General features: G+C 72.3%; 24 protein-coding genes. 7 read left to right on the top strand and 17 right to left on the bottom strand.

Annotated elements, in window-relative coordinates:
• Positions 1-3 precede the first annotated feature (3 nt).
• A complete protein-coding gene (locus tag ACH45E_RS17910; RefSeq protein WP_361440875.1) occupies positions 4-210 on the top strand; it encodes a DUF1918 domain-containing protein in 207 nt (68 codons plus the stop codon).
• Between the two features lie 4 nt (positions 211-214).
• On the opposite strand, the gene ACH45E_RS17905 is transcribed toward ACH45E_RS17910, so the two are convergent.
• Entirely contained in the window at positions 215-1,438 is a 1,224-nt protein-coding gene (locus ACH45E_RS17905) for a family 10 glycosylhydrolase (RefSeq protein ID WP_361440872.1), read from the bottom strand.
• 177 nt (positions 1,439-1,615) lie between these two features.
• Here ACH45E_RS17905 and ACH45E_RS17900 point away from each other — a divergent pair, with 177 nt between their 5' ends.
• Complete coding sequence (locus tag ACH45E_RS17900; protein WP_361440869.1) at positions 1,616-2,488, top strand: 3-hydroxybutyryl-CoA dehydrogenase; 873 nt, start codon at positions 1,616-1,618, stop codon at positions 2,486-2,488.
• Positions 2,489-2,683: 195 nt separating this feature from the next.
• Positions 2,684-2,941 carry a hypothetical protein gene (locus tag ACH45E_RS17895; RefSeq protein ID WP_361440866.1) on the top strand — a complete coding sequence of 86 codons (258 nt, stop codon included), beginning with the start codon at positions 2,684-2,686 and terminating at the stop codon, positions 2,939-2,941.
• On the opposite strand, the gene ACH45E_RS17890 is transcribed toward ACH45E_RS17895, so the two are convergent.
• The 10 genes from ACH45E_RS17890 to infC form a co-directional block, all read right to left on the bottom strand.
• Positions 2,938-3,474: an NUDIX hydrolase gene (locus ACH45E_RS17890; RefSeq protein ID WP_132853692.1), complete on the bottom strand. Its 537-nt coding sequence runs from the start codon at positions 3,472-3,474 to the stop codon at positions 2,938-2,940. The two genes, ACH45E_RS17895 and ACH45E_RS17890, sit on opposite strands and share 4 nt — an antisense overlap.
• A 57-nt stretch (positions 3,475-3,531) precedes the next feature.
• The gene (locus tag ACH45E_RS17885; RefSeq protein ID WP_361440863.1) at positions 3,532-4,872 is read right to left on the bottom strand and encodes a transcriptional regulator; all 1,341 of its coding nucleotides are present in this window, start codon (positions 4,870-4,872) and stop codon (positions 3,532-3,534) included.
• A 132-nt stretch (positions 4,873-5,004) separates the two neighbouring features.
• Positions 5,005-6,042, bottom strand: coding sequence for a PP2C family protein-serine/threonine phosphatase (locus ACH45E_RS17880; protein ID WP_361440860.1), 1,038 nt, complete (start codon positions 6,040-6,042; stop codon positions 5,005-5,007).
• A 198-nt stretch (positions 6,043-6,240) separates the two neighbouring features.
• On the bottom strand, positions 6,241-8,763 hold the full coding sequence (pheT, locus tag ACH45E_RS17875) for a phenylalanine--tRNA ligase subunit beta (RefSeq protein ID WP_361440857.1): 2,523 nt from the start codon (positions 8,761-8,763) through the stop codon (positions 6,241-6,243).
• Positions 8,763-9,884, bottom strand: coding sequence for a phenylalanine--tRNA ligase subunit alpha (pheS, locus tag ACH45E_RS17870; protein ID WP_361440854.1), 1,122 nt, complete (start codon positions 9,882-9,884; stop codon positions 8,763-8,765). The genes pheT and pheS overlap by 1 nt, the downstream gene beginning before the upstream one ends.
• Before the next feature lie 153 nt (positions 9,885-10,037).
• The gene (locus ACH45E_RS17865) at positions 10,038-11,186 is read right to left on the bottom strand and encodes an ATP-binding protein (RefSeq protein ID WP_361440851.1); all 1,149 of its coding nucleotides are present in this window, start codon (positions 11,184-11,186) and stop codon (positions 10,038-10,040) included.
• A 50-nt stretch (positions 11,187-11,236) separates the two neighbouring features.
• On the bottom strand, positions 11,237-12,097 hold the full coding sequence (locus ACH45E_RS17860; protein WP_361440848.1) for an RNA methyltransferase: 861 nt from the start codon (positions 12,095-12,097) through the stop codon (positions 11,237-11,239).
• A 304-nt stretch (positions 12,098-12,401) separates the two neighbouring features.
• Entirely contained in the window at positions 12,402-12,785 is a 384-nt protein-coding gene (rplT, locus tag ACH45E_RS17855; RefSeq protein WP_006141703.1) for a 50S ribosomal protein L20, read from the bottom strand.
• 98 nt (positions 12,786-12,883) lie between these two features.
• Positions 12,884-13,078, bottom strand: coding sequence for a 50S ribosomal protein L35 (gene rpmI / locus ACH45E_RS17850; protein WP_004933563.1), 195 nt, complete (start codon positions 13,076-13,078; stop codon positions 12,884-12,886).
• A gap of 112 nt (positions 13,079-13,190) precedes the next feature.
• Positions 13,191-13,859 (bottom strand): translation initiation factor IF-3, encoded by a 669-nt coding sequence (gene infC, locus ACH45E_RS17845; RefSeq protein ID WP_361441471.1) that lies wholly within the window; start codon positions 13,857-13,859, stop codon positions 13,191-13,193.
• A 367-nt stretch (positions 13,860-14,226) separates the two neighbouring features.
• On the opposite strand from infC, the gene ACH45E_RS17840 reads away from it, so the two are divergent.
• Complete coding sequence (locus tag ACH45E_RS17840) at positions 14,227-14,595, top strand: DUF1844 domain-containing protein (protein WP_361440845.1); 369 nt, start codon at positions 14,227-14,229, stop codon at positions 14,593-14,595.
• A 16-nt stretch (positions 14,596-14,611) separates the two neighbouring features.
• Here ACH45E_RS17840 and ACH45E_RS17835 read toward each other — a convergent pair whose 3' ends face one another.
• Positions 14,612-15,361 (bottom strand): SseB family protein, encoded by a 750-nt coding sequence (locus ACH45E_RS17835; RefSeq protein ID WP_361440842.1) that lies wholly within the window; start codon positions 15,359-15,361, stop codon positions 14,612-14,614.
• Positions 15,362-15,511: 150 nt separating this feature from the next.
• On the opposite strand from ACH45E_RS17835, the gene ACH45E_RS17830 reads away from it, so the two are divergent.
• The gene (locus ACH45E_RS17830) at positions 15,512-16,516 is read left to right on the top strand and encodes a serine hydrolase (protein WP_361440839.1); all 1,005 of its coding nucleotides are present in this window, start codon (positions 15,512-15,514) and stop codon (positions 16,514-16,516) included.
• Between the two features lie 11 nt (positions 16,517-16,527).
• Here ACH45E_RS17830 and mycP read toward each other — a convergent pair whose 3' ends face one another.
• Both mycP and ACH45E_RS17820 read right to left on the bottom strand, forming a co-directional pair.
• On the bottom strand, positions 16,528-17,712 hold the full coding sequence (gene mycP, locus ACH45E_RS17825) for a type VII secretion-associated serine protease mycosin (protein WP_361440837.1): 1,185 nt from the start codon (positions 17,710-17,712) through the stop codon (positions 16,528-16,530).
• A complete protein-coding gene (locus ACH45E_RS17820; protein ID WP_361440834.1) occupies positions 17,709-19,559 on the bottom strand; it encodes a hypothetical protein in 1,851 nt (616 codons plus the stop codon). The genes mycP and ACH45E_RS17820 overlap by 4 nt, the downstream gene beginning before the upstream one ends.
• Before the next feature lie 209 nt (positions 19,560-19,768).
• On the opposite strand from ACH45E_RS17820, the gene ACH45E_RS17815 reads away from it, so the two are divergent.
• Positions 19,769-20,971 (top strand): amino acid deaminase/aldolase, encoded by a 1,203-nt coding sequence (locus tag ACH45E_RS17815; RefSeq protein WP_361440831.1) that lies wholly within the window; start codon positions 19,769-19,771, stop codon positions 20,969-20,971.
• 233 nt (positions 20,972-21,204) lie between these two features.
• Here ACH45E_RS17815 and ACH45E_RS17810 read toward each other — a convergent pair whose 3' ends face one another.
• The 3 genes from ACH45E_RS17810 to ACH45E_RS17800 are packed head-to-tail and all read right to left on the bottom strand — an operon-like array spanning position 21,205 to position 24,729.
• Entirely contained in the window at positions 21,205-21,987 is a 783-nt protein-coding gene (locus ACH45E_RS17810) for a 3-oxoacyl-ACP reductase (RefSeq protein ID WP_361440828.1), read from the bottom strand.
• A 7-nt stretch (positions 21,988-21,994) separates the two neighbouring features.
• On the bottom strand, positions 21,995-23,359 hold the full coding sequence (locus tag ACH45E_RS17805) for an aldehyde dehydrogenase family protein (RefSeq protein ID WP_361440825.1): 1,365 nt from the start codon (positions 23,357-23,359) through the stop codon (positions 21,995-21,997).
• Between the two features lie 11 nt (positions 23,360-23,370).
• The gene (locus ACH45E_RS17800; RefSeq protein WP_361440822.1) at positions 23,371-24,729 is read right to left on the bottom strand and encodes a glutamine synthetase family protein; all 1,359 of its coding nucleotides are present in this window, start codon (positions 24,727-24,729) and stop codon (positions 23,371-23,373) included.
• Between the two features lie 116 nt (positions 24,730-24,845).
• On the opposite strand from ACH45E_RS17800, the gene ACH45E_RS17795 reads away from it, so the two are divergent.
• Positions 24,846-25,580, top strand: coding sequence for an FCD domain-containing protein (locus ACH45E_RS17795; RefSeq protein ID WP_361440819.1), 735 nt, complete (start codon positions 24,846-24,848; stop codon positions 25,578-25,580).
• The last annotated feature ends 39 nt before the right edge of the window (positions 25,581-25,619 follow it).

Raw genomic sequence — 25,619 nt, 5'->3', positions numbered from 1 at the left:
CAGATGCGCGCATCCGTGGGCGACCAGCTTGTCCAGCACGGCAGGGTGGTTGGCCAGCACGACCAGGTATCGGAAGTCGTCGAGGTGATGGGTAGGGAGGGTACTCCGCCCTACCGCGTCCGCTTCCCGGACGGTCACGAGGCCGTGATGTCCCCCGGCCCGGACTGCCAGGTCCGGCACCGGGAACAGGAACACCAGACACGGCAGTAGGGATTCAGCGCGGTGGCTTCGCCGGCTGTCCGTAGTGGTCGGCGACCACCCGCGCCATCGCCCCGATCGGATCCTTCGCGACGTCCTGCGCGGCGAAGAAGACATGACCGCGCACCTTCGCGTACCCGGCGGCGAGCGTGAGGTGCCGGGACAGCTCGACCGGGTCCTGCCAGACCGAGGGCTGCCCGGCGGCACCCGCCTTGTACAGCGCCTCGCCGACGTAGAGGTGGGTCTTCGTGCCCTTGGCGACCTCCGCCCACCAGGCGACGAGCTTGGCGTAGTCGGCGGCGGCGAAGCCGATGTTCCAGTACAGCTGCGGCACGATGTAGTCGATCCAGTGCTCGCGGACCCACGTGCGGGTGTCCGCGTGCAGGTCGTCGTACGTCTGCACGCCCGCCCGGGTGTCCGAGCCCCGCGCGTCGGTCGTGGCGTTGCGCCACACCCCGAACGGGCTGATCCCGAACCGGGTGCCGGGCCGCACCTTCCTGATCCGGGCCGCGGTCTCCCGCACCAGCCGGTCGATGTTGTCGCGGCGCCAGGCGGCACGGTTGTCGAAGTCCCCGCCGTACGCGTCGTACGCGGCGTCGTCGTCGAAGGTCTGCCCGGCGACCGGATAGGGGTAGAAGTAGTCGTCGAAGTGGACGGCGTCGACCGGGTACTTGGCGACCGCGTCGAGCATCGCGTCCTCGACGAAGGCACGCACCTCGGGCAGGCCCGGGTTGTAGTAGAGCCTGCCGCCGTACGGAACGACCCAGTCCGGGTGCCGGCGGGCGGGGTGGGAGGCGGCGAGCCTCGTCGGGTCGGTGTGGTTGGCGATCCGGTACGGGTTGCACCAGGCGTGCAGCTCCAGCCCGCGCGCGTGCGCCTCGGCGACGGCGGTGCCCAGCGGGTCCCAGCCGGGTGCCTTGCCCTGGGTGCCGGTCAGGTACTGCGACCAGGGCTCGTAGGGCGAGGGCCACAGGGCGTCCGCGGTGGGCCGCACCTGGAAGACCACGGTGTTGAGGCGGTCGCGGACGGCCCGGTCGAGGTGGGCGATCAGCTCCGTGCGCTGTTCGGCCGCCGTGAGGCCCGGGCGCGAGGGCCAGTCCCGGTTGCTGACCGTCGCCAGCCACACGCCCCGCATCTCCGTGGCCGCGCGCCGGCCGCGCGGGGCGGCCGGCGCGCTCTGCGCCATCGTCAGCGTGGACAGCGCCGCCAGCGCGAACGCGCGCCGTGACACCTGCCTCATGGACCCCATGGAGGTACCCCCATACGCTGCGGATCCGCTCCGTCACGGATCGTCTCGGGCCCAAGGATGCCCCTACCCGGGCGATCGATCATCGATACTTGGGAGTAACGTGCACGATCGGAGCAGGAGCGGAACCCGGAGCACCTGCCTCAGCCGTTGAGCAGCGAAGGGGACGACGTGACGGACATCGCCGGAGACATTGCGCGGGTCGGGGTGGTGGGCTGCGGCCAGATGGGAGCGGGCATCGCCGAGGTGTGCGCCCGCGCCGGACTGGACGTGAAGGTCGCCGAGACCACCGGCGAGGCCCTGGAGATCGGCCGCACCCGGCTGTTCAACTCCCTGAACAAGGCCGCCGAGCGCGGCAAGATCAGCGAGGAGGAGCGGGACGCCACGCAGGCGCGGCTGAGCTTCACCACCGACCTCGGCGAGTTCGCCGACCGGGACCTGGTGATCGAGGCCGTGGTCGAGAACGAGCAGGTGAAGACCGAGATCTTCCAGGTGCTCGACCAGGTGGTGACCCGGCCGGACGCGATCCTCGCCTCCAACACCTCCTCCATCCCGCTGGTCAAGCTCGCGGTCGCCACCTCGCGCCCCGACCACGTCATCGGCATCCACTTCTTCAACCCGGCCCCGGTGCAGCAGCTCGTCGAGGTGATCCCGGCGCTGACCACCTCCGAGGTGACGCTCGGCCGGGCCCAGCTCTTCGCCGAGAAGGTGCTCGGCAAGCACTCCATCCGCGCCCAGGACCGCTCCGGGTTCGTCGTCAACGCGCTGCTGGTGCCCTATCTGCTGTCCGCGATCCGCATGTTCGAGTCGGGCATCGCGAGCCGCGAGGACATCGACAACGGCATGGAGATGGGCTGCGCCCACCCGATGGGCCCGCTGAAGCTGTCCGACCTGATCGGCCTGGACACCATCGTCTCCATCGCGCATTCGATGTACCAGGAGTACAAGGAGCCGCTGTATGCCGCTCCCCCGCTGCTCCAGCGCATGGTCGAGGCGGGCCGGCTGGGCCGGAAGACGGGGTCCGGCTTCTACACGTACGGCTGATTACCCCGAGCGACGCCCTGTGGGCCCGGCACCGAGTTCGGTGCCGGGCCCATCCATTTCACTCCCCGTGTGCGCGCCGGGCACGCATATGCCCGTCGCACACGCTCCCCACGCGCCCACCAGGCGAGTTCACTCATCATGCGCATGCAAGGGATGCGGAAACAACCACGTTCGACTACGGAAAGGAGTGGACCCGTGACCGCCGATCCGGAGCATCCCGTGGTCCATGGAGAACTCGCAGAGTTACGTCGCCGCCTGGACGTGGCCTACGCCCGGGTGGAGGGCGGACTCGCCCTGCTCAGTCACCGCACCGAGGAGACCGCCAAGGAACTGGACGAGCTGAACACCCGCATGGTCTCGCTGGAACACGCACGCTGGCCCCTACCCTCGATCGCCGCGCTCACGGCCCTGGGGGCCCTGGTCGTGACGATCTGGCAGACGCTGGCCCACTAATCATCGGCGAGCCTGAGGTGATGCAGCAGCAGTAACGCGGCCGCCATGTTGGCGGCCGGGACCTCCCCACGGGCGACCATGTCGGGAACGAGTTTCAGGGGGACCCATTCCCGGCGGTCCGACTCGAAGTCGTCCACGGGATGTCCGACGTACTCGCCCTCGTCGGCCCAGTAGATGTGGTGCCGGGCGTCCGTGAGGCCGTTGGACGGCTCCACGCTCATGAGGTGGTGCAGGGGCCCCGGCCGCCAGCCGGTCTCCTCCTCGAGTTCCCTGGCGGCCGCGCACGCGATGTCCTCGCCGTCCTCGACCACCCCCGCGGCCAGTTCCCACCCCCAGCTGTCCGTGATGAAGCGGTGGCGCCACAGCAGGAGCACCTCGTTGGCCTCGTTGACGACCGTGGCCACGGCCACGGGCCGCAGCCGTATGAGGAAGTGGTCGAGGTGCCGGCCGTCCGGCAGCTCGACATCTGCGAGATTGACGCTGAACCAGCGGTTTGCGTACACAGTTTGTTCGTTCTGTTTCGTCCACTGCACGGTTCTGCCACCTTCCGCCGAGTAAGTGGCAATATCGCAGCAGCGTGTCTCCTGCACCTACAGCGGTACGCGCAGTGCCCCGTCGATGAGTTCGGCGGCTTCGGCGGTGCCCGCGCAGCCACTGCGCACGAGGTGTTCGCGTACCGCGCGCAGTCTGTCCCGCAGCCGCTGGGACTCCATGCCCCTGGCCTGCTCGGCCATCTGCACGGCCGTGGCCACCGCCTTGTCCGCGTTGCCCTGGCGGACCTCGATGGTGCTGAGCATGGCGAGCCGGTGCACCCGGCCCCGGTCGTGGGCCGGGTTGTCCACGGCCGCCGCCGCGTGCTCCCGGGCGGCGGCGAGTTCCCCGAGGCTGAGCAGCGCCTCGGCCACCTGCACGTTGACCAGGCCCGGCTGGACATAGCCGGTCTCGTCGGGCTCGTGCCCGCGCCGGATGCGTTCGGCGGCCGTCTCCGCCCGCCGGATGCAGGACAGGGCGCTCGTGCCGTCGCCGAGGTGGGCGTACGCCTTCGCCTGCATCGCGTACAGGTCGGAGGCGAGGGCGGGGGTGATGTGCCGGCCGGCGGCGCGCAGCGCGGCCTCCGCGAAGGCGACGGCCTGCCGGTACTCCCGCATGAACAGCGCCTGGTTGACCAGCAGGGCGATCACGTACGCGCCAAGTCCCCGGTCCCCGCTGGCCTTCGCCAGCCTGAGCGCCTGGTGGAAGTAGCGCTGGGCGAGCCCGTGCGCGTCGGAGTCGTACGCGCAGATGCCCGCGATCGCCACCAACCCGCCGGTGGCCCGGTGCAGTTGGCGGCCGGTCGCGTCGGTGTAGCTGCCGCGCAGCAGCGGGGCCGCCTCGGCGTTCAGGAAGCCGACGATACGGGTGCGGGTCGCTATGCCGCCGGCCTTGCGGTACATCTGCTCGTAGTGGGCGCGGGCGGCGCGCAGCATCTCGAGGTCGGCCGGGGTGACCCGGTGCCGGCCGCCGCGGGAGACGTCCACGTCCTCCGGAGGGTTCTCCCACTCCCACACCGGCATGACGGCGGGCGTGCCGGTGACCGCGGGGGCGCCGAGGATGTGCGGGCGCTGCTGTTCGTCGGAGCGCCACAGGGCGGTGGCGCGTTCGACGAAGCCGGAGAGCGAGGTGCCGTGCGGGACGCTCGGTTCGCCGGGCACGCCGAGACCGATGTCGTCGAGGGTGACGGGCCGTCGCAGCCGGGCGGCGAGCACCTCGCAGATCAGGTCGGGCACCTGGCCGCGCGGCCGCTGTCCCTTCAACCACCGTGCGACGGCGGTGTGTTCGTACCGGAGCGCGAGACCGCGTACCCGGCCCGCCTGGTTGACATGGGCGGCGAGACCGGCGTGCGAGATCCCGGCCTCGTCGAGGATCGCGTCGAGCAGAGTGTTGGGCTGCATCAAGGCCCCCCGGATGGCTCGGTGAACGCCACCTTCGTCAGGGTAGTGGGTTCGTCTTCACACGGGGTGTGAACGGAGTACGCGAATCCGCGCTGTGTGCGCGGTGTCGCTCAGCGTGTCCGGCCGCTTGACTTAACTGCCTCGCAAGAGGCCGGCCGGGCCGCCGGCTCCCCCTCGAAAAGCGGTGGCCTGGCCGCCCGCTCCGGCGCCCGTGGGCCAGGCGCGGGATGGGCGGTCGTCGCGCAGTACGAGCAGGGCGATGTCGTCCGTCGGGGTGCCGTTCGTGTGGCGGAGCAGGGCCGTGAAGACCTTGCGCAGGATCGTCTGCGGCGTCACGGAGTGACCGCCGGCGGCTTCGGCCAGCACCGTCGGCAGGGAGAAGAACCGGCCCCGCGCGTCCCGGGCGTCCTCCGCGCCGTCCGTGTAGAGGACCAGGGTCTCGCCCGGAAGCAGACGGCCGCGGTGCAGGGCGGGCAGGTCGGGCGGGAGCGGGAAGAGGCCGAGCGGCGGGAGGGGGTCCGCTCGGGTCAGGGGCTCGATCCGGGCACCGCTGAGCAGGTACGGCCAGGGATGGCCGCAGTTCAGGGCGTGGATCTCGCCGTCGTGGGTGAATTCCAGCAGGAGTACGGTGACGAACTCCTCGGCGACCGGTGTGTCCGGCTCCAGGCCGCTCCAGGGGTGTTCGGTCCGGGCCCGCTCGCGCAGGTGGCGGGCCAGGGTGCGGTCCAGGCGCCGCAGGACCTGGTCGAGGGCGGGCTCGTCGTGGGCGGCCTCGCGGAAGCTGCCGAGGACGGCGGCGACGGTGCCGATGGCGGACAGGCCGTGGCCGCGCACATCGCCCATGACCACGCGTACGCCGTGCTCGGTGGCCACCGCCTCGTAGAGGTCGCCGCCCATCGCCGCCCCGCGGTCGGCGGAGAGCTGCGCCGCGGCGACGCTCAGACCGCCCACGCGGGGCGGCGGCGGCCGCAGCAGCACGCTCTGCGCGGCGCCCGCGACCCTGCGGGCCTGCCTGAGCTCGTGCAGGAGGGTCCTGTGGACGTGGACGATCAGGCCGGTGCCGACCGCCAGAGCGCCCCACCCCGTGGGCACCGCCAGCGCCAGTGCGCGGCGCAGCGGCCGGCGTACGTAGCCCTGGCGGGTGGGTGCGCGTGCCTTGATACGGATCATGCCGGTGGCCCCCCCATGCAGGTCCTGACGGAGCAGAATCGGACCGGCCCCGAGAGGCCGGTCCGATTCTGTCGACGTCATGGCCCGGAGGGGCCGGATCACCCGCGGTTCTCACCCGAATGAGTGAGCACTCGGCGGGCTCCTGCATTTATGCAGGTGAAGCGCCCCGTGGGGGGCGCTTCACGGCTGGCTTCACGGCTAGCTCCGCAACACCGCTCCCGTGCGCTCGCCCGCGAGAGCGACCGCCGCGTCACGGGCGGCGGAGGCCTCGTCCACGGTCAGCGTCCGGTCCCCCGCGCGGAACCGCAGCGCGTACGCCAGGGACTTCCTGCCGTCGCCCAGCTGCTCGGCGTTCTCGTAGACGTCGAACAGGCGGATGGACTCCAGGAGTTCACCGGCGCCCTCGCGCAGCGCGGCCTCGACGTCCGCGTGCGGGACGGGCTTGTGGACCACCAGGGCGACGTCCTGCGTGGCGACCGGGAAGGTCGAGATGCGCGGCGCCTGCGGGGTGCCGTCGCCGACCGTCTCCAGGGCGTCCAGGTCGATCTCCATGGCGGCGCTGCGCTCGGCCAGACCGAGAGCCTTCAGCACGCGCGGGTGCAGCTCACCCGCGTGGCCCACGACCCGCTCGCTGCCGTCCACGACGACCGCGAGCTCGGCGCAGCGGCCCGGGTGCCACGGACCGTACTGGCCCTTGCGGACGATGAGCTCGGCACCGGCTTCGCGGGCGACGGCGCGGGCGGCCTCGACGGCGTCGGCCCAGTCGGCGGGGCGGTCCTTGCCCCACCAGCCGGCCTGCTCGCGGGCCCCGGCGAGGACGACGGCCACGTGCCGCGGCTGATCGGGCAGCGCGGCGTCGAGCCGCGCGAGCTCCTCGTCGGTGGGGCGCCGGTCGACGGGCAGGTGCCCGGCGACGCGCTGCTCCTCACGCGGGTGGAAGACCAGGCCCGTCTCGAACAGCGCCAGGTCGTGCGAACCCCGGCCGGCGTTGCGCCGCAGGGCGCCCAGCAGGCCCGGCAGCAGCGTCGTGCGGAGCGCGGGCTCCTCGTCGCTGAGCGGGTTGACCAGCTTGACGGCACGGCGGGCCGGGTCGTCTGCCTCCAGGCCCAGCTGGTCGAAGACCTGCTCGGCGACGAAGGGGTAGTTCGGCGCCTCGACGTAGCCGACACCGGCCAGCGCCCGGCCGACCCTGCGGTGCAGCCGCTGGCGGTGCGTCAGACCGCGGCCCGAGGGGGGCTTGGGCAGCGTGGAGGGCAGGTTCTCGTAGCCCTCCAGGCGGATGACTTCCTCGGCCAGGTCGTTGGGCTCGGCGAGGTCGGGCCGCCAGGACGGAACGGTGACGATCAGCTCGTCCTGCCCGTAGACGTCGCAGCCGACGTCCTGGAGACGGCGTACGACCGTCTCACGGCCGTAGCCGACGCCCGCGACCTTGTCCGGGTGGTCGGCCGGGACGGTGATGGTGTGCGGCGCGGAGGGCGCGACGACCTGGGTGACGCCCGCCTCGGCGGTGCCGCCGGCGAGCAGCACCAGCAGGTCCACGGTGCGCTGGGCGGCGGCAGCGGCGGCCTGCGGGTCGACGCCGCGCTCGAAGCGGCGGGACGCCTCCGACAGCAGCTTGTGGCGGCGGGCCGTGCGCGCGATCGCGACGGCGTCGAAGTGGGCCGCCTCGATGACCACGTCGGTGGTGGCGTTCGCGCCGTTCTCGGGGGCCTCGTGGTCCGCGATCTCGGTGTTGGCGCCGCCCATGACGCCGGCCAGGCCGATCGGCCCGCGCTCGTCGGTGATGACCAGGTCCTCGGCGTGCAGCTTGCGCTCGACGCCGTCGAGGGTGACGAGCTTCTCGCCCTCCTCGGCCCGGCGCACCCCGATCGTGCCCTGGACCAGCTGCCGGTCGTAGGCGTGCAGGGGCTGGCCCAGCTCCATCATCACGTAGTTGGTGATGTCGACGGCGAGCGAGATCGGGCGCATGCCGACCTTCTGCAGCCGGCGCTGGAGCCAGATCGGGGAGCGCGCCTCGGGGCTCAGGCCGGTGACCGTGCGGGCCGTGAAGCGGTCGCAGCCGTGCGGGTCGGAGACCTGGACCGGGTATCCGAAGGCGTTCGGGCCGGGTACGTCGATGAGCGCCGGGTCGCGCAGCGGCAGGCCGTAGGCGATGGCGGTCTCGCGGGCGACACCGCGGATGGACAGGCAGTCGCCGCGGTTGGCGGTGACGGCGATGTCGAGGACCTCGTCGACCAGCTCGAGCAGCTCGATGGCGTCCTTGCCGACCTCGGTCTCCGGCGGCAGCACGATGATCCCGTGGCTGCCGTCGTCGCCCATGCCCAGCTCGTCGCCGGAGCAGATCATGCCGTGCGACGTCCTGCCGTACGTCTTGCGGGCGGCGATGGAGAAGCCGCCGGGCAGGGTGGCACCCGGCAGGACCACGACGACCTTGTCGCCGACCGCGAAGTTGCGGGCGCCGCAGACGATCTCCTGGGGCTCACCGGTGCCGTTGGCCCGGCCGACGTCGACGGTGCAGAAGCGGATCGGCTTCTTGAAGCCCTCCAGCTCCTCGATGGTCAGCACCTGGCCGACGACCAGCGGGCCCTTGAGGTCGGCGCCGAGCTGCTCGACGGTCTCGACCTCGAGGCCGGCCGAGACGAGCTTCTCCTGGACGTCGCGGCCGGTTTCCGTCGCCGGCAGGTCGACGTACTCCCGCAGCCAAGAAAGCGGGATCCGCATCAGATCTCCATCCCGAACGGCCGGGTGAACCGGACGTCACCCTCGACCATGTCTCGCATGTCCTCGACGTTGTGGCGGAACATCAGCATCCGCTCGATGCCGAACCCGAAGGCGAAGCCGCTGTACTTCTCGGGGTCGACGCCGCAGGCGGTGAGCACCCGCGGGTTGACCATGCCGCAGCCGCCCAGCTCGATCCAGCCCTCGCTGGAGCAGGTGCGGCAGGGCCGGTCGGGGTTGCCGACCGAGTCGCCCTTGCAGACGTAGCAGAGCATGTCCATCTCGGCGCTCGGCTCGGTGAACGGGAAGAAGTTCGGCCGCAGCCGGGTCTTCATGCCCGCACCGAACAGCGACTGGACCATGTGGTCCAGGGTGCCCTTGAGGTCGGCCATGGTCAGGCCCTCGTCCACGGCGAGCAGCTCGACCTGGTGGAACACCGGCGTGTGCGTGGCGTCCAGCTCGTCGGTGCGGTAGACGCGGCCGGGGCAGATCACGTACACCGGCAGCTCGCGCCCCAGCAGGGAGCGGATCTGGACCGGCGAGGTGTGGGTGCGCAGCACGACGCCGGACTCGGTGCCGCCGTTCGGCCCCTGGACGAAGAAGGTGTCGGCCTCACCACGCGCCGGGTGGTCCGGGCCGATGTTCAGGGCGTCGAAGTTGAACCACTCGGCCTCGACCTGCGGGCCCTCGGCGACCTCGTAGCCCATGGCCACGAAGATGTCCTCGATCCGCTCCGACAGCGTGGTCAGCGGATGCCGGGCGCCGGCCGGGACGCGGTCGTACGGCAGGGTGACGTCGACGTCCTCCTCCACCAGCACGCGGGCGTCGCGCTCGGCCTCCAGCTCGGTCTGGCGGCCGGCGAGCGCCTTGTTGACGGCGCCGCGGGCCATGCCGACGCGCTTGCCGGCGTCGGCCTTGGCGTGCGGGGGCAGGGCGCCGATCTCGCGGTTGGCGAGGGCCAGCGGGGAGGCGGGGCCGGTGTGGGCGACCTTGGCCTCGTGGAGCGCGTCGAGGGAGTCCGCGGCGGCGAAGGCGGCGAGCGCCTCGTCCCGCATGCGCTCGATCTCTTCCGGTTTCAACGCCTCGACCTCTACAGGGTCGTACGACTTATTCGGTGCCGACATCTCTTCCCGTGCTTCCGATTGGCTGGCTGGTGTGCCCCGTCTTCGACCCGGACCGGGACCTAGACCTGGACGATCCGTCTCTGGTTTTGGACACAAAGGTGCCAATGGCCGAGTCTAACGGGGCCGGGGAACGCGGATGCGCCCGCGGGCGGCTCATGCCAGATAGGCCGGCGCGCCCACGGGCAACGTAAATCGGAACTCGGCGCCGCCACTGGGGGCGCGGCCGACCGTGATGGTGCCGCCGTGGGCCTCGACGATGCCCTTGACGATGTAGAGCCCGAGGCCGGTGCCGCCGCGCTTGCTGCCCCGCCAGAAGCGGGTGAAGACGCGGTTCATGGACTCCTCCGGGATGCCGGGCCCCTCGTCGCTCACCGTGACCGACGTGGCTGCGTTCTCGCCGTCCTCGCCCTCGCGCGGGGATGCCGAGGGCGTCACGTCAATGGTGACGGTTCCCTCGCCGTGCCGCACGGCATTTTCGATGAGGTTGCTGAGCACCTGGTCGACCTTGTCGGGGTCGGCCCAGAGGGCGGGCAGCGGCTGCTCGATGCGGAGCAGGAAGCGGTCGGCGGGCTGTCCGGCGGCGACATAGGCCTGGATGTGCCGTCCGACGGCGGCGCCTATGTCCACGGGCTGGCGGCGGACCTCCAGGCGCCCCGAGTCGATGCGCGAGATGTCGAGCAGCTCGGCGATGAGCCGGGTGACGCGGTCGGCGTCGGCGTCGACGGTCTCCAGCATCAGCCGCTTCTGGTCGTCGGTGAACCTCTCCCACTTGGCCAGCAGCGTGGCGGTGAAGCCCTTGACGGAGGTGAGCGGGGAGCGCAGTTCGTGGGCGACGGTGGCGATCAGCTCGGCGTGGCTGCGTTCGGTGCGGCGGCGGGCCTCGGTGTCGCGGAGGGTGACCACTACGCGGCGGACGGGTCCGGTGGGTTCGGCGCGCACATAGCGGACGGAGACGAGGACCTCCCGGACACCGGGGAGCAGGAGGTTGCGCTCGGGCTGCCGGACCCGGATGGCGAGCCCGCCGTAGGGGTCGGTGAGCTGCCACCAGCGCCGTCCCTCCAGGTCCTCTAAAGGCAGGGCCTTCTCCAGGCGCTGCCCGAGGGCGTCGGCGGCGCGGACCGCGGTGATGCGCTCGGCGGCGGCGTTGAAGCAGATGACCCGGCCGTCCTCGTCGGCGACGACGAGACCGTCGGGCAGGTCGTCCGGGTCGATGCCGAGCTCGGTGAGGTCGGCGGGCCGGGACGCGGGTGTGCGTCGCACGTCCCGCCCTTCCGGCGCCGTGCTGGTGCCGACGACACTCATCCCCGTACCCCACCTCTCAGACGGCGCAGGGCCCCGAGCTGGTCACCTTACTAGCTGTGGGTGACGGAGCGGCACCCTCCGGAGGCGCGCTGTGCACGGGCTGACGCGTAGAGACATACGGCGGCGGCCGTGGCGAGGTTCAGACTCTCGGCCTTTCCGTGGATCGGGACGCGCACGACGGCGTCCGCGAGCGCGCGGGTCTCCTCCGGGAGCCCCCAGGCCTCGTTTCCGAACACCCATGCGGTGGGGCCGCCCATGGCGCCCTTGTCGAGCTCGTCGTCGAGGTCGCGGTCACCGGCGCCGTCGGCGGCGAGGATGCGGACACCTGCCTGCCGCAGCCCGGCCACGGCCTGCTCGACGGGCACGCCCACGGCGACGGGCAGGTGGAACAGCGAGCCCACGGAGGCGCGGACGGCCTTCGGGTTGTACAGGTCGACGGAGGCGTCGGTGAGGATCACGGCCTCGGCGCCGGCCGCGTCGGCACACCGGAGTACGGTCCCGGCGTTGCCCGGGTCCCGCACATGGGCGAGCACGGCGACGAGCTTGGGCCGGCGGGCGAGGACGTCCTCGAAGGGCGTGTCCAGGAACCGGCAGACCCCGACCAGCCCCTGCGGGGTGACGGTGGTGGAGATGTCGGCGATGACGTCCTCGGCGGCGAGGTGCACACGGGCCCCTGCGTCCCGGGCCGCTCCGACGATGTCGGCGTACCGCTCCGCGGCCTCGACCGTGGTGAACAGCTCGACCAGGGTGGGGGTGCCGTCCACGCGATGCCCCGAGGCCTCCCTGACGGCCTGCGGCCCCTCCGCGAGGAACAGCCGGTCCTTCCCCCGGAAGTTCCGCTTCCCCAGCCGCCGCGCGGCAGCCACACGTGCGGAACGGGGTGAGATCAGCTCGGGGGTGGCGGGGGGCATGGGTTCACCTTCGGGGTTCGGATGTCGTTGACCGGGCGGCGGCCGCGTCTCCGGGCCGATCGGTTGTCCGGGGGGCATATCGGCTGTCCCCGTCAGCCGCGGCACCCTTTCTCCGCCGCGACGGCGCTCCGCCACGACGGCGGTCTTCGGCGGTGCCGAACCCGGCGTTGCGACGCGCAGCGGTGGAACTCACCGCAGGAGGACACTCACCGGCGCCGACGGGGTACGGCTTGCCGCAAGCGCAGGACCCGCAGGCTCGTAGCCTGCGGGTCCTGTGGTCACGTCGGCTGAAGCCAGCGCAGCGTCACGCGGCCTTCGGCGCGTTGACGTCCGACGGCAGCGCCTTCTGCGCGACCTCGACGAGCGCGGCGAACGCGTTCGCGTCGTTGACGGCCAGCTCGGCCAGGATCTTGCGGTCGACCTCGACGTTCGCGGCCTTCAGACCCTGGATGAAGCGGTTGTACGTGATGCCGTTGGCGCGGGCAGCGGCGTTGATGCGCTGGATCCACAGCTGACGGAAGTCACCCTTGCGCTTCTTGCGGTCGTTGTAGTTGTAGACCAGCGAGTGGGTGACCTGCTCCTTGGCCTTGCGGTACAGACGCGAACGCTGACCGCGGTAACCGGAAGCCTGCTCGAGGATCGCCCGGCGCTTCTTGTGGGCGTTGACTGCCCGCTTGACGCGTGCCACTTGTTAACTCCTTGTAGCGGGGCCGTGGGGGTACTCACACGACCCGGAAACGATTGGGTCCCGGTCCAGACGCACGGCGCTCGGTCGGCGCCGTCGCGTCACTTGCCGAGAAGCTTCTTGATCTTCGCGGCGTCGCCCGGGGCCATCTCGGCGTTGCCGGTGAGGCGACGCGTCACGCGGGACGACTTGTGCTCGAGCAGGTGGCGCTTGCCGGCGCGCTCACGGAGCACCTTGCCGGAGCCGGTGACCTTGAAGCGCTTGCTGGCACCGCTGTGCGACTTGTTCTTCGGCATAGCGCCGTTCTCTCCTCGTCGGGTGGCGCTCCGATGCCCGGTCGCGAAAACCGGGCACGGTGGAGCGTCGCTGTTGTATCGGTTACGTCCTGGGGACTCTCGTCCCCCGGGATCACGCCTCTGCAGGCTCCTCGGACGGCGCCTCGACCTCGGCCTCGGCAGCATCCTCGGCCTCGAACTCGGCAGCGTTCTGCGACCGACCGGGGTTGGCCTTCGCTTCCGCCTTGCGGGCTTCCTGCGCCTGCCTGGCCTCGGCCATCGCCTCGGTCTTCTTCTTGTGCGGACCGAGAACCATGATCATGTTTCGGCCGTCCTGCTTCGGGTTCGACTCGACGAAACCGAGGTCCTGGACGTCCTCCGCGAGACGCTGCAGCAGTCGGTAGCCCAGCTCCGGGCGGGACTGCTCGCGACCACGGAACATGATCGTGATCTTGACCTTGTCGCCCTGCTTGAGGAACCGGACGACGTGACCCTTCTTGGTGTCATAGTCGTGCGGGTCGATCTTCGGCCGGAGCTTCATCTCCTTGATGACCGTGTGCGCCTGGTTCTTGCGCGCCTCACGGGCCTTCATGGCCGACTCGTACTTGAACTTCCCGTAGTCCATGAGCTTGCACACGGGCGGACGGGCGTTCGCCGCGACCTCGACCAGGTCCAGGTCGTACTCCTGCGCAAGCTCCAGTGCCTTGGCCAGCGGGACGATGCCCACCTGCTCGCCACTGGGACCGACAAGTCGCACCTCGGGAACGCGAATCCGGTCGTTGATGCGGGGCTCGGCGCTGATGGATCCTCCTCGGTAGCACCACGCGACGGTCTGGCGGACAGCCGCGTAACGTCTTATGCGTTAAGACCTAACCGCGCCGAAGCACAAAAAATGCCCCGGACGATCACAGGCGGGGCTCCAATGACTACCGGAGCACCGCCGCGGTGAACGCGGGGCGCGCTTTCGGGCGACTCCATCGTCCGTACGGAACGATGGTGGCCGCCTGACCGGGTGACCTGCCGTCCCGGGGGGCGGTCAGGTGGGAGATCGGAGCCTCCACTTGTGGGCCGGACATCCAGGTGTCCAGCCGGTCGTTACACAAGGTTAGCAGCAACGGTGGGGAAGGGCTAATCGGAACGCGTCGCAGGTGACCGCTTATCGTGTGGGCATGAGTGAGACCTCCCCCTCCGGCCCCGCCGAGCAGCCCGACTTCGACGAGATGACCCGCGACATCGCCGAGGTCCCCGCGGTCGAGGTGATCGTGACGGTCGCCGTCAACCTGATGAGCGCCGCCGCCGTGAAGCTGGGCCTGACCGAGGAGGGCGACAAGCACAAGGACCTCGACGAGGCCCGCAAGCTGGTGACCGCCCTCGCCGGTCTGCTGGACGCGAGCGCCACCGAGATCAGCTCCTTCCACGCGGCCCCGCTGCGCGACGGCCTGAAGTCGCTCCAGCTGGCGTTCCGCGAGGCGTCGCTCGTCCCCGACGAGCCGGGCCAGGGCCCCGGTGAGAAGTACACCGGCCCGGTCTACGGCTAGTCCGTCCCGCGCCACCTCATCCGCGTACGAACAAGGGCTCGCCTGGGGGCGTCGTCCCGGCCGGCAGCAGCGCCAGGTCGAGACCGTGCACCAGGCGGGCCCTGAGTGTGTCGTCGGCGGCCAGGCGCCGGGCCACCGCGCCCGCGGCCTCGTCGGGGGCGGCGGCGGGGTCGAGCACCAGGGCGAGCGTGCCGTCCGCCCGGCCGGGGCCGAGGTGGGCGCGGAGCACGGCGGGCTCGGCGGCCACGGCGGCGCGTACGGCCTCGACGACGGCGGGGTCGGCCAGCGGGTCGGTCGTCGTACGGCCCTCGGCCAGCGCGAGCAGCGCGGGGCCCGTCAGCTCGAACGGCACCGGACCCGACATGTCCAGCACGATCGTGTCCGCCTTCTCGTGCGCGGCGGCCTGGAGTGCCTGGTGCAGGGGTACGGCGACGGGCCGGGCCCCGGGGTCCCAGCGGGCCAGCGAGTCGGTGGAGGTGAAGGCGGGCAGGGCGGTGCGGGAACCGGCCTTCAGGGTCGGCACGGCCATGTCGCTGGTCTTCTCGCGGCGCAGCCCAGGAGCTTCGCGCCCCTCCTGACTGTCCTCCTCGACCTCGCCCAGTACCGCCACGACCGGAACCAGCAACCGGGCGCCCTTCAGCGCCTCCAGGACGGGTCCCACGGCGGTGCGGTCCTCGGCCCACGCGGCCAGCGCGGCGCTCAGCCGGGGGTCGGCGGAGCCGTCGTCGTCGGAGAAGCCGGGGTCGGGAATGTTCTTGTTCGCCACGGTCACCGACCCTATCGGGGGGAAGCTGCCGGGCTCGTGCGGCCCCTGACACCCCGCGGTCACGGCTTTCACGGGAATCTCAGTTTTCCCTGACGCAGTTCTCACTTGCGTCCAACGGAGCGCACAGCCCCCGCCCCGAGCATCGCGGGCATGGAGTCTTCCAGAGCCCGCCGGCGCCGCCGCGCGCGCCCGTCCCGGCGCCGTCCGCTCCTCTGCACGGCGCTCGCCGCCGTCACCATGGTCGGCGGCACGGCCGCGGGGACCGCGTACGTGAAGGCACGGGCGCACACCGGCCCCGTATCCTCGGCGGCGTCACCGTCGGCCTCCTCCTCGGCCCCGGCGGGTGGGGAGGCATCGGTGGAACCCGTGGCGGAGCCGTCGGCGGACCGCGAAGCGCTGCTGGCGAAGGCCATGAAGGCGGTCACCGTGCCGTCGGCCGCGAAGGTGTCGACGGCCGTGCTGGACCTCGACTCGGGTGCGAGCGCCACGTACGGCGACGCCCTCTTCGACACGGCGAGCATCGTCAAGGTCGACATCCTGGCGACGCTGCTGTTGCAGGCCCAGGACGCGGGCCGGAATCTCACGGCGACGGAGAAGGCGTACGCCACGAAGATGATCGAGAACAGCGACAACGACTCCGCGACGGCGCTGTGGCACGCCATCGGGGCGGCGGACGGGCTCGACGCGGCGAACAAGCGGTTCGGGCTCACGGACACCGCGGGCGGCGACGGCGAGCTGTGGGGGTTGACCCAGACCACCGCGGCGGACCAACTCGTGCTGCTCCAGCAGGTGTTCGGGGACGACTCGAGGCTGAGCGAGGCCTCGCGGGCGTATGTCCAGGGGCTGATGAAGGCCATCGAGCCGGACCAGGACTGGGGTGTCTCCGCAGCGGCCGACGGCTCCGCGTGGGCGCTGAAGAACGGCTGGCTGGCCCGCAGCACGACCGGTCTGTGGGACGTCAACAGCATCGGGCGCGTCACGGCGGGCGGCGACGACTACCTGGTCGCCGTGCTGTCGAACGGCAACGCCGGCCAGGCGACGGGCATCTCACTGGTGGAGGCGGCGGCCAAGGCGACGGTGTCGGTGTTCACCGGCAACGGCGCCACGCCGTCGGCCTCGCCCACGGCTTCGTCCACAGCGTCCGAGCGGGGGTGACGGGCGGCGGCTCAGAAGCCGTCCTGTCCCTGCTCCTGTCCCTCGCGGCGCCGCCGCCACAGGACGCCCGCCGCCACCAGGAGCACCCCGCCGGTGCTGCCGGCCAGCGGTCCCGCCCAGTCCGACGCGCCGCCGGTGGCCTCGGCGGTGTCCGGGCCGGAGCCGAAGTACTTCTCGCTGTGGGAGGCGGTCCGTATACCCTCCGGCCCGAGGCGCGCGGCGGCCTTGATCGCGGCGGCGGGGTCGATCATGCCGTAGCCGCGGGAGTCGTCGCGGCCGCCGCTGGGCGCGTCCCGGGCGGTGTCCTCCAGGAGCTTCTTGATCTGGGCCGGGGTCAGACCGGGGTGGGCGGCCTTGACCAGCGCGACCGCGCCGGAGACGAAGGCGGAGGCCGCGCTCGTCCCCCACCCCTGGTAGTACTTGTGGTCCGGATCGGCGATGACGACGTCGACGCCGGGGGCGCTCACGGTGGCGTACCAGCGGCGGGTGGAGAAGTCGGCGCGGGTGCCGTAGCGGTCGACGGCGGTCGCGGCGATGACGCCCGGGTAGGCGGCCGGGTAGGAGATGTGGTCGCCCTTCTTGCCCCCGTTGCCGGCCGAGGCGACCACGACGACGCCCTTCTTCAGGGCGTACTGGACGGCCTCGTCCTCGCTGGGTTCGGGGTGGGCGGAGACGGAGTCGTCGCCGAGGGAGAGGTTGATGACGTCGACGCCCTGGTCGGCGGCCCAGCGGATGCCCTCGGCGAGGGCGTCGCCGCGGGTGGCGCGGGCCTTGCCGCGGGCGGAGTCGCCGTCCTCCAGGATCACCCGGACGGGGAGGATCTTCGCCTCGGGGGCGATACCGATGACGCCGTCTCCGTCGCCGGGACCGTGTCCGTGGCCGGCGATGATGCCGGCCATCGCGGTTCCGTGCCGGGCCCAGGCGCGGTCGCCGCGCTGGGCGCCGAAGTTGATCATGTCCTTGCCGGGCAGGACGTTGCCCACCAGGTCCGGGTGGTCGTCCTCGACGCCGGTGTCCAGGACGGCGACGGTGATGCCCTTGCCCTTGGTGGTGCGCCAGGCCTCCTGGGTGTGCATCGCCGACAGGGCCCACTGCTGGGCGCGGATGCCGTCGGCGTACGCCGCGGTGGACGGCAGGAGGGCGATCGAGCCGGCGAGGAGAAGACTCAGGGCCGCGCCGCCGGTCGTACGGTTCATGAGGGGCTCTCCGTGGCCGAGCTGACGGTCTTGCGCAGGCGCCGTTCGATGCGGTCGGCCAGGCCCTGCGCCTCGTTGCCGAGCCCCGCCTGGGCGGGGGCCGAGGTGGCGCCGGAGCGCATGGCCTGCGCCGCGGGCTGCGGGTCGTCGACGGTGCGGCCGTCTGCCCAGCCGGAGACGGCGTAGGCGACCACCGGGGCGTCGGTGAGGACGGAGATGGTCCAGGAGGCGCGCTGCCTGGCGCCGAAGGCCGCGGCGGCGGTGCCCTTCGCGGCGTACGGGCGGGGCATCAGGTCGGTCCGGCCGCCGAGGCCCTCACTCTGGAAGCGGGCGGCCAGGGAGCTCATGGCGGTGCTGTCGGCCTTGGTGAAGAGCAGGCCTACGGTGGTGACGTAGCTCTGGGTGGCGTCGGTGTACGTGGCGCGCAGCAGCCGCCGGCAGCCGACGGGGGCGAGCGCCTTGGCGAGCAGCGGGTCGAAGGCGTTCGCGCAGCCGGTGTCCGGGGCGACGGCGATCCGTATCCAGGTGCGGTCCGCGCCGCCGGGGCCCGCGCCGGTGCCCTCCACGGTGGGCGGGAAGAGCTGGTCGACGGGCACGCTGTGCCACAGGTCGGCGGCAGCCGTGTAGCCGGTCCCGGGTCCGGTGCCCCCACCGTCCCCGGTGAGCCAACTGCCGGTCACCGCACCGCCGATGAGCCCGAGTCCGAGGACGACACAGGCGGCGGCAGCGACGGTGCTGGACCGCACCCGCGCGCCCAGCGGCCGGGGCCGCCCGCGCTCGTCGTACCCCTCGGCCTGCCCGAACGTCACGACGGGCGGCACCGTCGCGCTCCAGGAGAGCGCCGGGTCCGGGGTCGGTACGGGGGCCGTGACGGTCGGGGTGCGCGGCGTGTCCTGGGCGGCGGCCACGCGGGATGCGTCACCGCTCGCGCGGGATGCGTCAGCGCTCGCCGCGTCGGACTTCGCCTCCGCCAGGATCCGGCGCAGCCGGGCCGTCGTCTCCGAGGGGGTTTCGGCCGGGGGGCGGGCGGGCCGGGGCGGGATCCGGTCCGCCGAGGGGGTGCCGGGCTTGCGCGGCTCCCGTCCTACGGTCGGCGGGGCGTCGGGGAAGCGGGCGGAGGCGGGTGGCGGCGGCGCCGTCGGGGTCGATGGGGCCGTCGTGGCCGTCGGGCTGGGGTTGCGCGCCGCGAAGGCGGGACGGACATAGGGGAAGTCCGGCCGCGAGCCCGGGCCGCCCGAGCCGGGACGGGTCGCCTTCTGGTCCCCCGCACCCCGGGCCCCCGGCACACCGGAGTTCGGCCGCACCGGCGCACTCGGCCGACGCGAGCCGGCCGACACCCCGCCGGTCGCCGTGCGCGTGCCGGAGGAGCCGTCGCCGGGCACCGTACGCGCCCCTGCGGAAGCACTGGCGGTACCGCCCGCCGGACGCGGACCCGAAGCCGCGCCGCCACCCGCCGGACGCGAACCGGACGGAACGCCGGCCGCCGTACGCGAAGAAGAGGTGCCGTCACCGGCCGCCGGACGCCCCGAGGAAGAAGTACCGCCGCCCACCGGGCGAGAACTCAACGGCATCACGCCCCCCGCCGGACGCGGACCGGACGAAGCGGCGCCGCCCGCCGGACGCGTGGCCGAAGGGGTGCCGCCGGGCTCGGGGCGGTCGGTGCGGTCGGGAGCCGTGTCGGTCGTCGCCGTGCGGCCGTACGGCGGGTTCGTGCCCGGATCCGGCACGGGGCCGCTCTCCCGCGCGCCCTCCGGCCGCGACTCCCCTTCCGGGATGTCGGCGCCCGGCGGGGTGGGGTTGTGGGAGGGGCGTGGCGGGACGGGGGCGTGCCGCGCTTCCGTGCTCATGCACCCCCCGCTTCCTCGTGCCGTTACGCATACCCGCACACGCGGACCGGCATCCCGGCGCGGAGCAAGCGGCCGGGGTGGTTCCACTGTGCGTGTGCGCGTCACTCTACGGCTTGACCACGGTCGAACGGGAACCAGTCCACGAGGCCGGGGCATCTGCCCGGAACGTCCCCCTACCCTGCGGTAATCCTGTCTGGCAGGCTTCGTGCATGACTGCGCGCGCCTCCGACCGGGCCCGTTACGACAGGGCCACCGCCCATCTCGACGCCCCCCTCGCGATCGTGGACCTGGACGCCTTCGACGCCAACGCGGACGATCTCGTCCGGCGGGCCGGCGGCAAGCCGATCCGCGTGGCCAGCAAGTCCGTGCGCTGCCGCGCCCTGCTGGAGCGGGTGCTGGCGAAGGACGGGTTCGCCGGCATCATGTCGTTCACGCTGGCCGAGTCGCTGTGGCTCGCCCGCTCCGGCTTCGACGACGTACTGCTCGCGTACCCGTCCGCCGACCGGACCGGTTACGCGGAACTGGCGGGCGATCCCAAGCTCGCCGCCGCCGTCACGGTGATGATCGACGACCTCGCCCAGCTGGATCTGATCGACGCCGCCCGTGCCGGTGGCCGTGAAGTGGTGCGGGTCTGCCTGGAGTTGGACACCTCGCTGAAGCTGCTGGGCGGGCGGGTGCGGGTGGGGGCGCGCCGTTCGCCGCTGCACTCCCCCGCCCAGGTGGCCGACCTGGCGCGGGCCGTGAGCCGGCGGCCGGGTTTCCGGCTGGTGGGGATCATGGCGTACGAGGGGCACATAGCCGGGGTCGGTGACGCGGTCGCGGGCCGGCCCTTCCGGTCCCGCGCCGTCCGGCTGATGCAGGCCACCGCCCGCCGGGAACTGGCCGAGCGGCGGGCCGCGGTGGTGCGGGCGGTCCGGGCGGTGGCGCCCGGGCTGGAGTTCGTCAACGGCGGCGGCACGGGCAGTGTGCAGCACACCGCGGCGGAGTCCTCCGTCACGGAGATCGGGGCCGGTTCGGGCCTGTACGTGCCGCGTCTGTTCGACAACTACACGTCCTTCACCGGCCGCCCCGCCGCCCTCTTCGCCATGCCCGTGGTACGGCGGCCGGGCGTGGGCGTCGTCACCGTGCTCGGCGGCGGCTATCCCGCCTCCGGGGCCCCCGGCCCCGACCGGCTGCCGGTGCCGTACCTGCCTGAAGGGCTGCGGTACGACCCCCAGGAGGGGCCCGGCGAGGTGCAGACCCCGCTGCTCGGCTCACCCGCCGACGATCTGCTGATCGGCGACAAGGTGTGGTTCCGGCACGCGAAGGCCGGTGAGCTGTGCGAGCGGTTCGACGTCCTGCACCTGATCGAGGGGGACGCGGTGACGGCGACGGCGCCGACGTACCGGGGCGAGGGCCACACGTTCCTGTGACCCTCGGTATCCCGGGGCCGCCTAGGGCCTGTCTGACAATTCCCGTCGTCCGCCCGAAGGGCGGGCCCCGCGGCGTCTGGTGCGTGCGATCGCAAGGCGCCGGAGCGCCCTCGTGGCGGAGCCACGTGGGCGGTTCGGCAACGCGGCATGGGGGTCCCCCCGCGCGAGCGAAGCCGAGCGTGGGGGAGTGCGTGCCAGGCGTCGCGGGGCAGGCGGGAATTGTCAGACAGGCCCTAGAGCGGCGTGACGTACGCGCCGGAGATCCCGCCGTCCACCAGGAAGTCGGTGGCGTTGACGAAGGAGGAGTCGTCGCTGGCCAGGAAGGCGACGGCGGCGGCGATCTCCTCGGCCTCGGCGAACCGGCCGACCGGGATGTGCACCAGGCGGCGGGCGGCGCGCTCGGGGTCCTTGGCGAACAGCTCCTGGAGCAGGGGCGTGTTGACCGGGCCCGGGCAGAGGGCGTTGACGCGGATGCCCTCCCGGGCGAACTGCACGCCCAGTTCGCGGGACATGGCGAGGACGCCGCCCTTGGAGGCGGTGTAGGAGATCTGCGAGGTGGCCGCGCCCATGCGGGCGACGAAGGACGCGGTGTTGATGATGGAACCCCTGCCCTGGCGGCGCATGTAGGGGATGGCGGCCTTGCAGCACAGGTAGACGGAGGTGAGGTTGACCTCCTGGACGCGCTTCCAGGCCTCCAGGCCGGTCTCCAGGATGGAGTCGTCGTCGGGCGGGGAGATACCGGCGTTGTTGAAGGCGATGTCGACGCTGCCGTAGGTGTCGTGGGCGGCCTTGAAGAGGGCCTCGACCTGCTCGGGGTCGGTGACGTCGACCTTCACGAAGAGCCCGCCGATTTCCTCGGCGGCGGCCTTGCCGCGGGTCTCGTCCACGTCTCCGCAGACGACGTGCGCGCCTTCGGAGGCGAGCCGGCGGGCGGCGGCGAGGCCGATGCCGCTGCCGGCTCCGGTGACGACGGCGGTGCGGCCGACCAGGCGGCGGCAGATGTTTTCGGCGGTCATGTGCGGCTCAGGCCTCCGTGCTGATGAAGACGTTCTTGGTTTCGGTGAAGGCGGTCAGGGCCTCGGGGCCGAGTTCGCGGCCGAGGCCGGACTGCTTGAAGCCCCCGAAGGGTGTCCAGTAGCGGACGCTGGAGTGGGAGTTGACGGACAGGTTGCCGGCGCGGACGGCCTGGGAGACGCGCAGCGCGCGGCCGACGTCGCGGGTCCAGATGGAGCCGGAGAGGCCGTACGGGGTGTCGTTGGCGAGGCGGATCGCGTCCGCCTCGTCGGTGAAGGGCAGCAGGACGGCGACCGGGCCGAAGATCTCCTCGCGGGCCGCGGCGGAGTCGGGCCGTTCGCCGGTGAGCACGGTCGGCGGGAACCAGAAGCCGGGGCCGTCCGGTGCGCTGCCGCGCAGGGCCGGGGCGGTTTCGGGGACGTAGGACCGTACGCGGTCCAGCTGCTGACGGGAGATCAGCGGGCCCATCTGGGTCTTCTCGTCGGCCGGGTCGCCCACGACCACGGCGGCCAGGGCGTCGGCGAGGAACGCGCGGGCCTCGTCGTACACCGTCTCCTGGACGAGGACGCGGGTGCGGGCGCAGCAGTCCTGGCCGGAGTTGTCCAGGAAGGAGAAGGGGTCGAGGGCGGACGTGAGGTCGGCGTCGGCGAAGACGACGTTCGGGCTCTTGCCGCCGAGTTCCAGGGTGACCGGCTTGACCAGCCGGGCGCAGCGCTCCATGACCTCGCGGCCGGTGCGGGTCGAGCCGGTGAACACGATCTTGGCGACGTCGGGGTGGTCGACCAGGGCGCGTCCCGCGGTGTGGCCGTATCCGGGGAGCACCTGGAAGAGGTGCTCGGGCAGGCCTGCCTCCAGGGCCAGTTCGGCCAGGCGGAGGGCGGTGAGCGGGGTGGTCTCGGCGGGTTTGAGGACGACGGCGTTGCCCGCGGCGAGGGCCGGGAAGGAGCCCCACGCGGCGATGGGCAGGGGGAAGTTCCAGGGGGCGATCACGCCGACGACGCCGAGGGGTTCGTGGAAGGTGACGTTCCAGCCGCCGGGGGCCGGGATCTGCCTGCCGAGCAGGCGTTCGGCGCCGCCGGCCGCGTACAGCAGCAGGTCGCGGGCGTTGCCGGCCTCCCAGCGGGCGTTGCCGACGGTGTGGCCGGCCTCGCGGACCTCCAGCCGGGCCAGTTCCTCGACATGGGCGTCGACGGTGTCGGCGAAGCGGCGCAGCAGCCGGGCCCGGTCGGCGGGCGGGAGGGCGGCCCACTTCGTCTGGGCCCGTACGGCGCGTACGACGGCGGCGTCCACGTCCTGCGCGGTGGCGGCGGGGACGGTGGCGACGACCTCCTCGGTGGCGGGGTTGAGGACCTTCAGCTCGTGCGGGTCGGACACGTGGTGGCCTTTCACATGCGTTCGAAGGAGCGGCGCAGTTCCCAGTCGGTGACCGCGGCGTCGAAGGCGTCGAGTTCGACGCGCGCCATGTTGCGGTAGTGCGCGACGACCTCGTCGCCGAAGGCGGCCCGGGCGATCGGGCTGTTCTCCCAGAGGTCGGCGGCTTCCCGCAGGGTGGTGGGGACGTGCGCGAAGTCGGCGGTGTAGGCGTTGCCGGGGCAGGCGTCGGGCAGTTCCAGTTTCTGCTCGATGCCGTACAGTCCCGCCGCCACCAGTCCCGCCACCGCCAGGTGCGGGTTGACGTCGCCGCCGGGCAGGCGGTTCTCGAAGCGCAGGGAGCGGCCGTGGCCGACGACTCTGAGGGCGCAGGTGCGGTTGTCGTGGCCCCAGGCGACGGCGGTGGGGGCGAAGGAGCCGGACTGGAAGCGCTTGTAGGAGTTGATGTTCGGGGCGTAGAGCAGGGAGAAGTCGCGGAGCGCGGCGAGCTGTCCGGCGAGGAAGTGGCGCATGACCTCGGACATCCCCTCGGGGCCGGCCATCGCGTTGGTGCCGTCGGCGTCGGCGAGCGAGAGGTGGATGTGGCAGGAGTTGCCCTCGCGCTCGTTGTACTTGGCCATGAACGTGAGGGACATGCCCTCCTGGGCGGCGATCTCCTTGGCGCCGGTCTTGTAGATGGCGTGCTGGTCGCAGGTGACGAGGGCCTCGTCGTAGCGGAAGGCGATCTCGTGCTGGCCGGGGTTGCACTCGCCCTTGGCGGACTCGACGGTCAGGCCGGCGCCGGCCATCTCGTTGCGGATGCGGCGGAGCAGGGGCTCGATGCGGCCGGTGCCGAGGACGGAGTAGTCGATGTTGTACTGGTTGGCCGGGGTGAGGCCCCGGTAGCCGGCGTCCCAGGCCTGTTCGTAGGTGTCCTTGAAGACGATGAACTCCAGCTCGGTGCCGACCTGCGCGGTGTAGCCGAGCTCGGCGAGCCGCTCCAGCTGCCGGCGCAGTATCTGGCGGGGGGCGGCCACCACCGGGGAGCCGTCGTTCCAGGCGAGGTCGGCGATCAGCATGGCCGTGCCCTCGTTCCAGGGGACGCGGCGGAGGGTGGACAGGTCGGGGTGCATGGCGAAGTCGCCGTATCCGCGGTCCCAGGAGGACATGGCGTAGCCGTCGACGGTGTTCATCTCGGTGTCGACGGCGAGGAGGTAGTTGCAGCCCTCGGTGCCGTGCTGGAGGACCTCTTCGAGGAAGAAGCGGGCGGCGAACCGCTTGCCCTGGAGCCGCCCTTGCATGTCGGGGAAGGCCAGGACGACAGTGTCGATCTCACCGCCTGCGACGAGGGCGTGCAGTTCCTCGACGCCGAGCGGGGGTGTGCGGTCTGCCACGGGAGAGCCTCCTCAGGCTTCTTCGCGCTTTCTCGCGCTTCTTCGCGCTTCTTCGGCCGGGCCAGGAGCCATAAGGTATTGCCGAGAACCATTGCTTGGGAAGGGGGCGCGGCCGGATGTCAGTGGATGCCGACGGCGGTCTCGGCGACCGGCTCACACCGGTGCTGCGGCCGGTACGGGCGGGCAACGGCTTCGAGGAGGCGCTGGAGCAGATCCTCCAGGTGGTCCGGCTAGGCCTGGTGCCGGGCGGGGGACGGCTGCCCGCCGAGCGGGAGCTGGCGGAGCGGCTGGGCATCAGCCGGGTGACGCTGCGCGAGGTGCTGAAGGTGCTCCAGGACCAGGGTCTTGTGGAGTCCCGGCGCGGGCGGTACGGCGGCACGTTCGTGCTGCCGCGCACGGACGCGGGCGGCGAGGACGAGCTGCGGCGCCGGATCGCCGAGGTCGACATCGAGGACGTGCTCCGCTTCCGCGAGGTGCTGGAGGTGGGGGCGGCGGGGCTCTGCGCGACGCACGGACTGACCGGCCCGCAGGCGGTCCGGCTGCGCGGGGCGCTGGCCCGCACGCACGACGCGCCGCTCGCCGACTACCGTCGTCTGGACACCCTGCTCCACCTCACGCTGGCCGAGCTGTGCGGCTCGCCGACGCTGACCGCGCGGTACGCGGCCGTCCGGGCGACGGTGAACGAGCTGCTGGACTGCATCCCGCTGCTGGTCCGCAACCTGGAGCACTCGCAACGGCAGCACACAGCGCTGGTGGAGGCGGTGCTGGACGGGGACGCGGACGGGGCGCGGGAGATGATGCGGGAGCACTGCGCGGGGACGGCGGCGCTGCTGCGGGGCTTCCTGGCCTGAACAGGCTCTGCAAAGGTATGACGATGAACCATTCTATGG

It is taken from the genome of Streptomyces sp. NPDC020299, assembly GCF_044387825.1.
Taxonomy (GTDB): Bacteria; Actinomycetota; Actinomycetes; order Streptomycetales; family Streptomycetaceae; genus Streptomyces.
The sequence above is the reverse complement of the archived record's forward strand: the minus strand, read 5'-3'. Positions and strand labels throughout refer to the sequence as shown.

Coding starts and splice junctions, on each gene's coding strand:
- ACH45E_RS17880 (WP_361440860.1), bottom strand. CDS start 6,042: ATGATCCGTATCAAGGCACGCGCACCCACCCGCCAGGGCTACGTACGC.
- pheS (WP_361440854.1), bottom strand. CDS start 9,884: ATGTCGGCACCGAATAAGTCGTACGACCCTGTAGAGGTCGAGGCGTTG.
- ACH45E_RS17910 (WP_361440875.1), top strand. CDS start 4: ATGCGCGCATCCGTGGGCGACCAGCTTGTCCAGCACGGCAGGGTGGTT.
- ACH45E_RS17840 (WP_361440845.1), top strand. CDS start 14,227: ATGAGTGAGACCTCCCCCTCCGGCCCCGCCGAGCAGCCCGACTTCGAC.
- rpmI (WP_004933563.1), bottom strand. CDS start 13,078: ATGCCGAAGAACAAGTCGCACAGCGGTGCCAGCAAGCGCTTCAAGGTC.
- mycP (WP_361440837.1), bottom strand. CDS start 17,712: ATGAACCGTACGACCGGCGGCGCGGCCCTGAGTCTTCTCCTCGCCGGC.
- ACH45E_RS17885 (WP_361440863.1), bottom strand. CDS start 4,872: ATGCAGCCCAACACTCTGCTCGACGCGATCCTCGACGAGGCCGGGATC.
- pheT (WP_361440857.1), bottom strand. CDS start 8,763: ATGCGGATCCCGCTTTCTTGGCTGCGGGAGTACGTCGACCTGCCGGCG.
- ACH45E_RS17865 (WP_361440851.1), bottom strand. CDS start 11,186: ATGAGTGTCGTCGGCACCAGCACGGCGCCGGAAGGGCGGGACGTGCGA.
- ACH45E_RS17810 (WP_361440828.1), bottom strand. CDS start 21,987: ATGACCGCCGAAAACATCTGCCGCCGCCTGGTCGGCCGCACCGCCGTC.
- ACH45E_RS17860 (WP_361440848.1), bottom strand. CDS start 12,097: ATGCCCCCCGCCACCCCCGAGCTGATCTCACCCCGTTCCGCACGTGTG.
- ACH45E_RS17830 (WP_361440839.1), top strand. CDS start 15,512: ATGGAGTCTTCCAGAGCCCGCCGGCGCCGCCGCGCGCGCCCGTCCCGG.
- ACH45E_RS17905 (WP_361440872.1), bottom strand. CDS start 1,438: ATGAGGCAGGTGTCACGGCGCGCGTTCGCGCTGGCGGCGCTGTCCACG.
- ACH45E_RS17795 (WP_361440819.1), top strand. CDS start 24,846: ATGTCAGTGGATGCCGACGGCGGTCTCGGCGACCGGCTCACACCGGTG.
- ACH45E_RS17815 (WP_361440831.1), top strand. CDS start 19,769: ATGACTGCGCGCGCCTCCGACCGGGCCCGTTACGACAGGGCCACCGCC.
- ACH45E_RS17820 (WP_361440834.1), bottom strand. CDS start 19,559: ATGAGCACGGAAGCGCGGCACGCCCCCGTCCCGCCACGCCCCTCCCAC.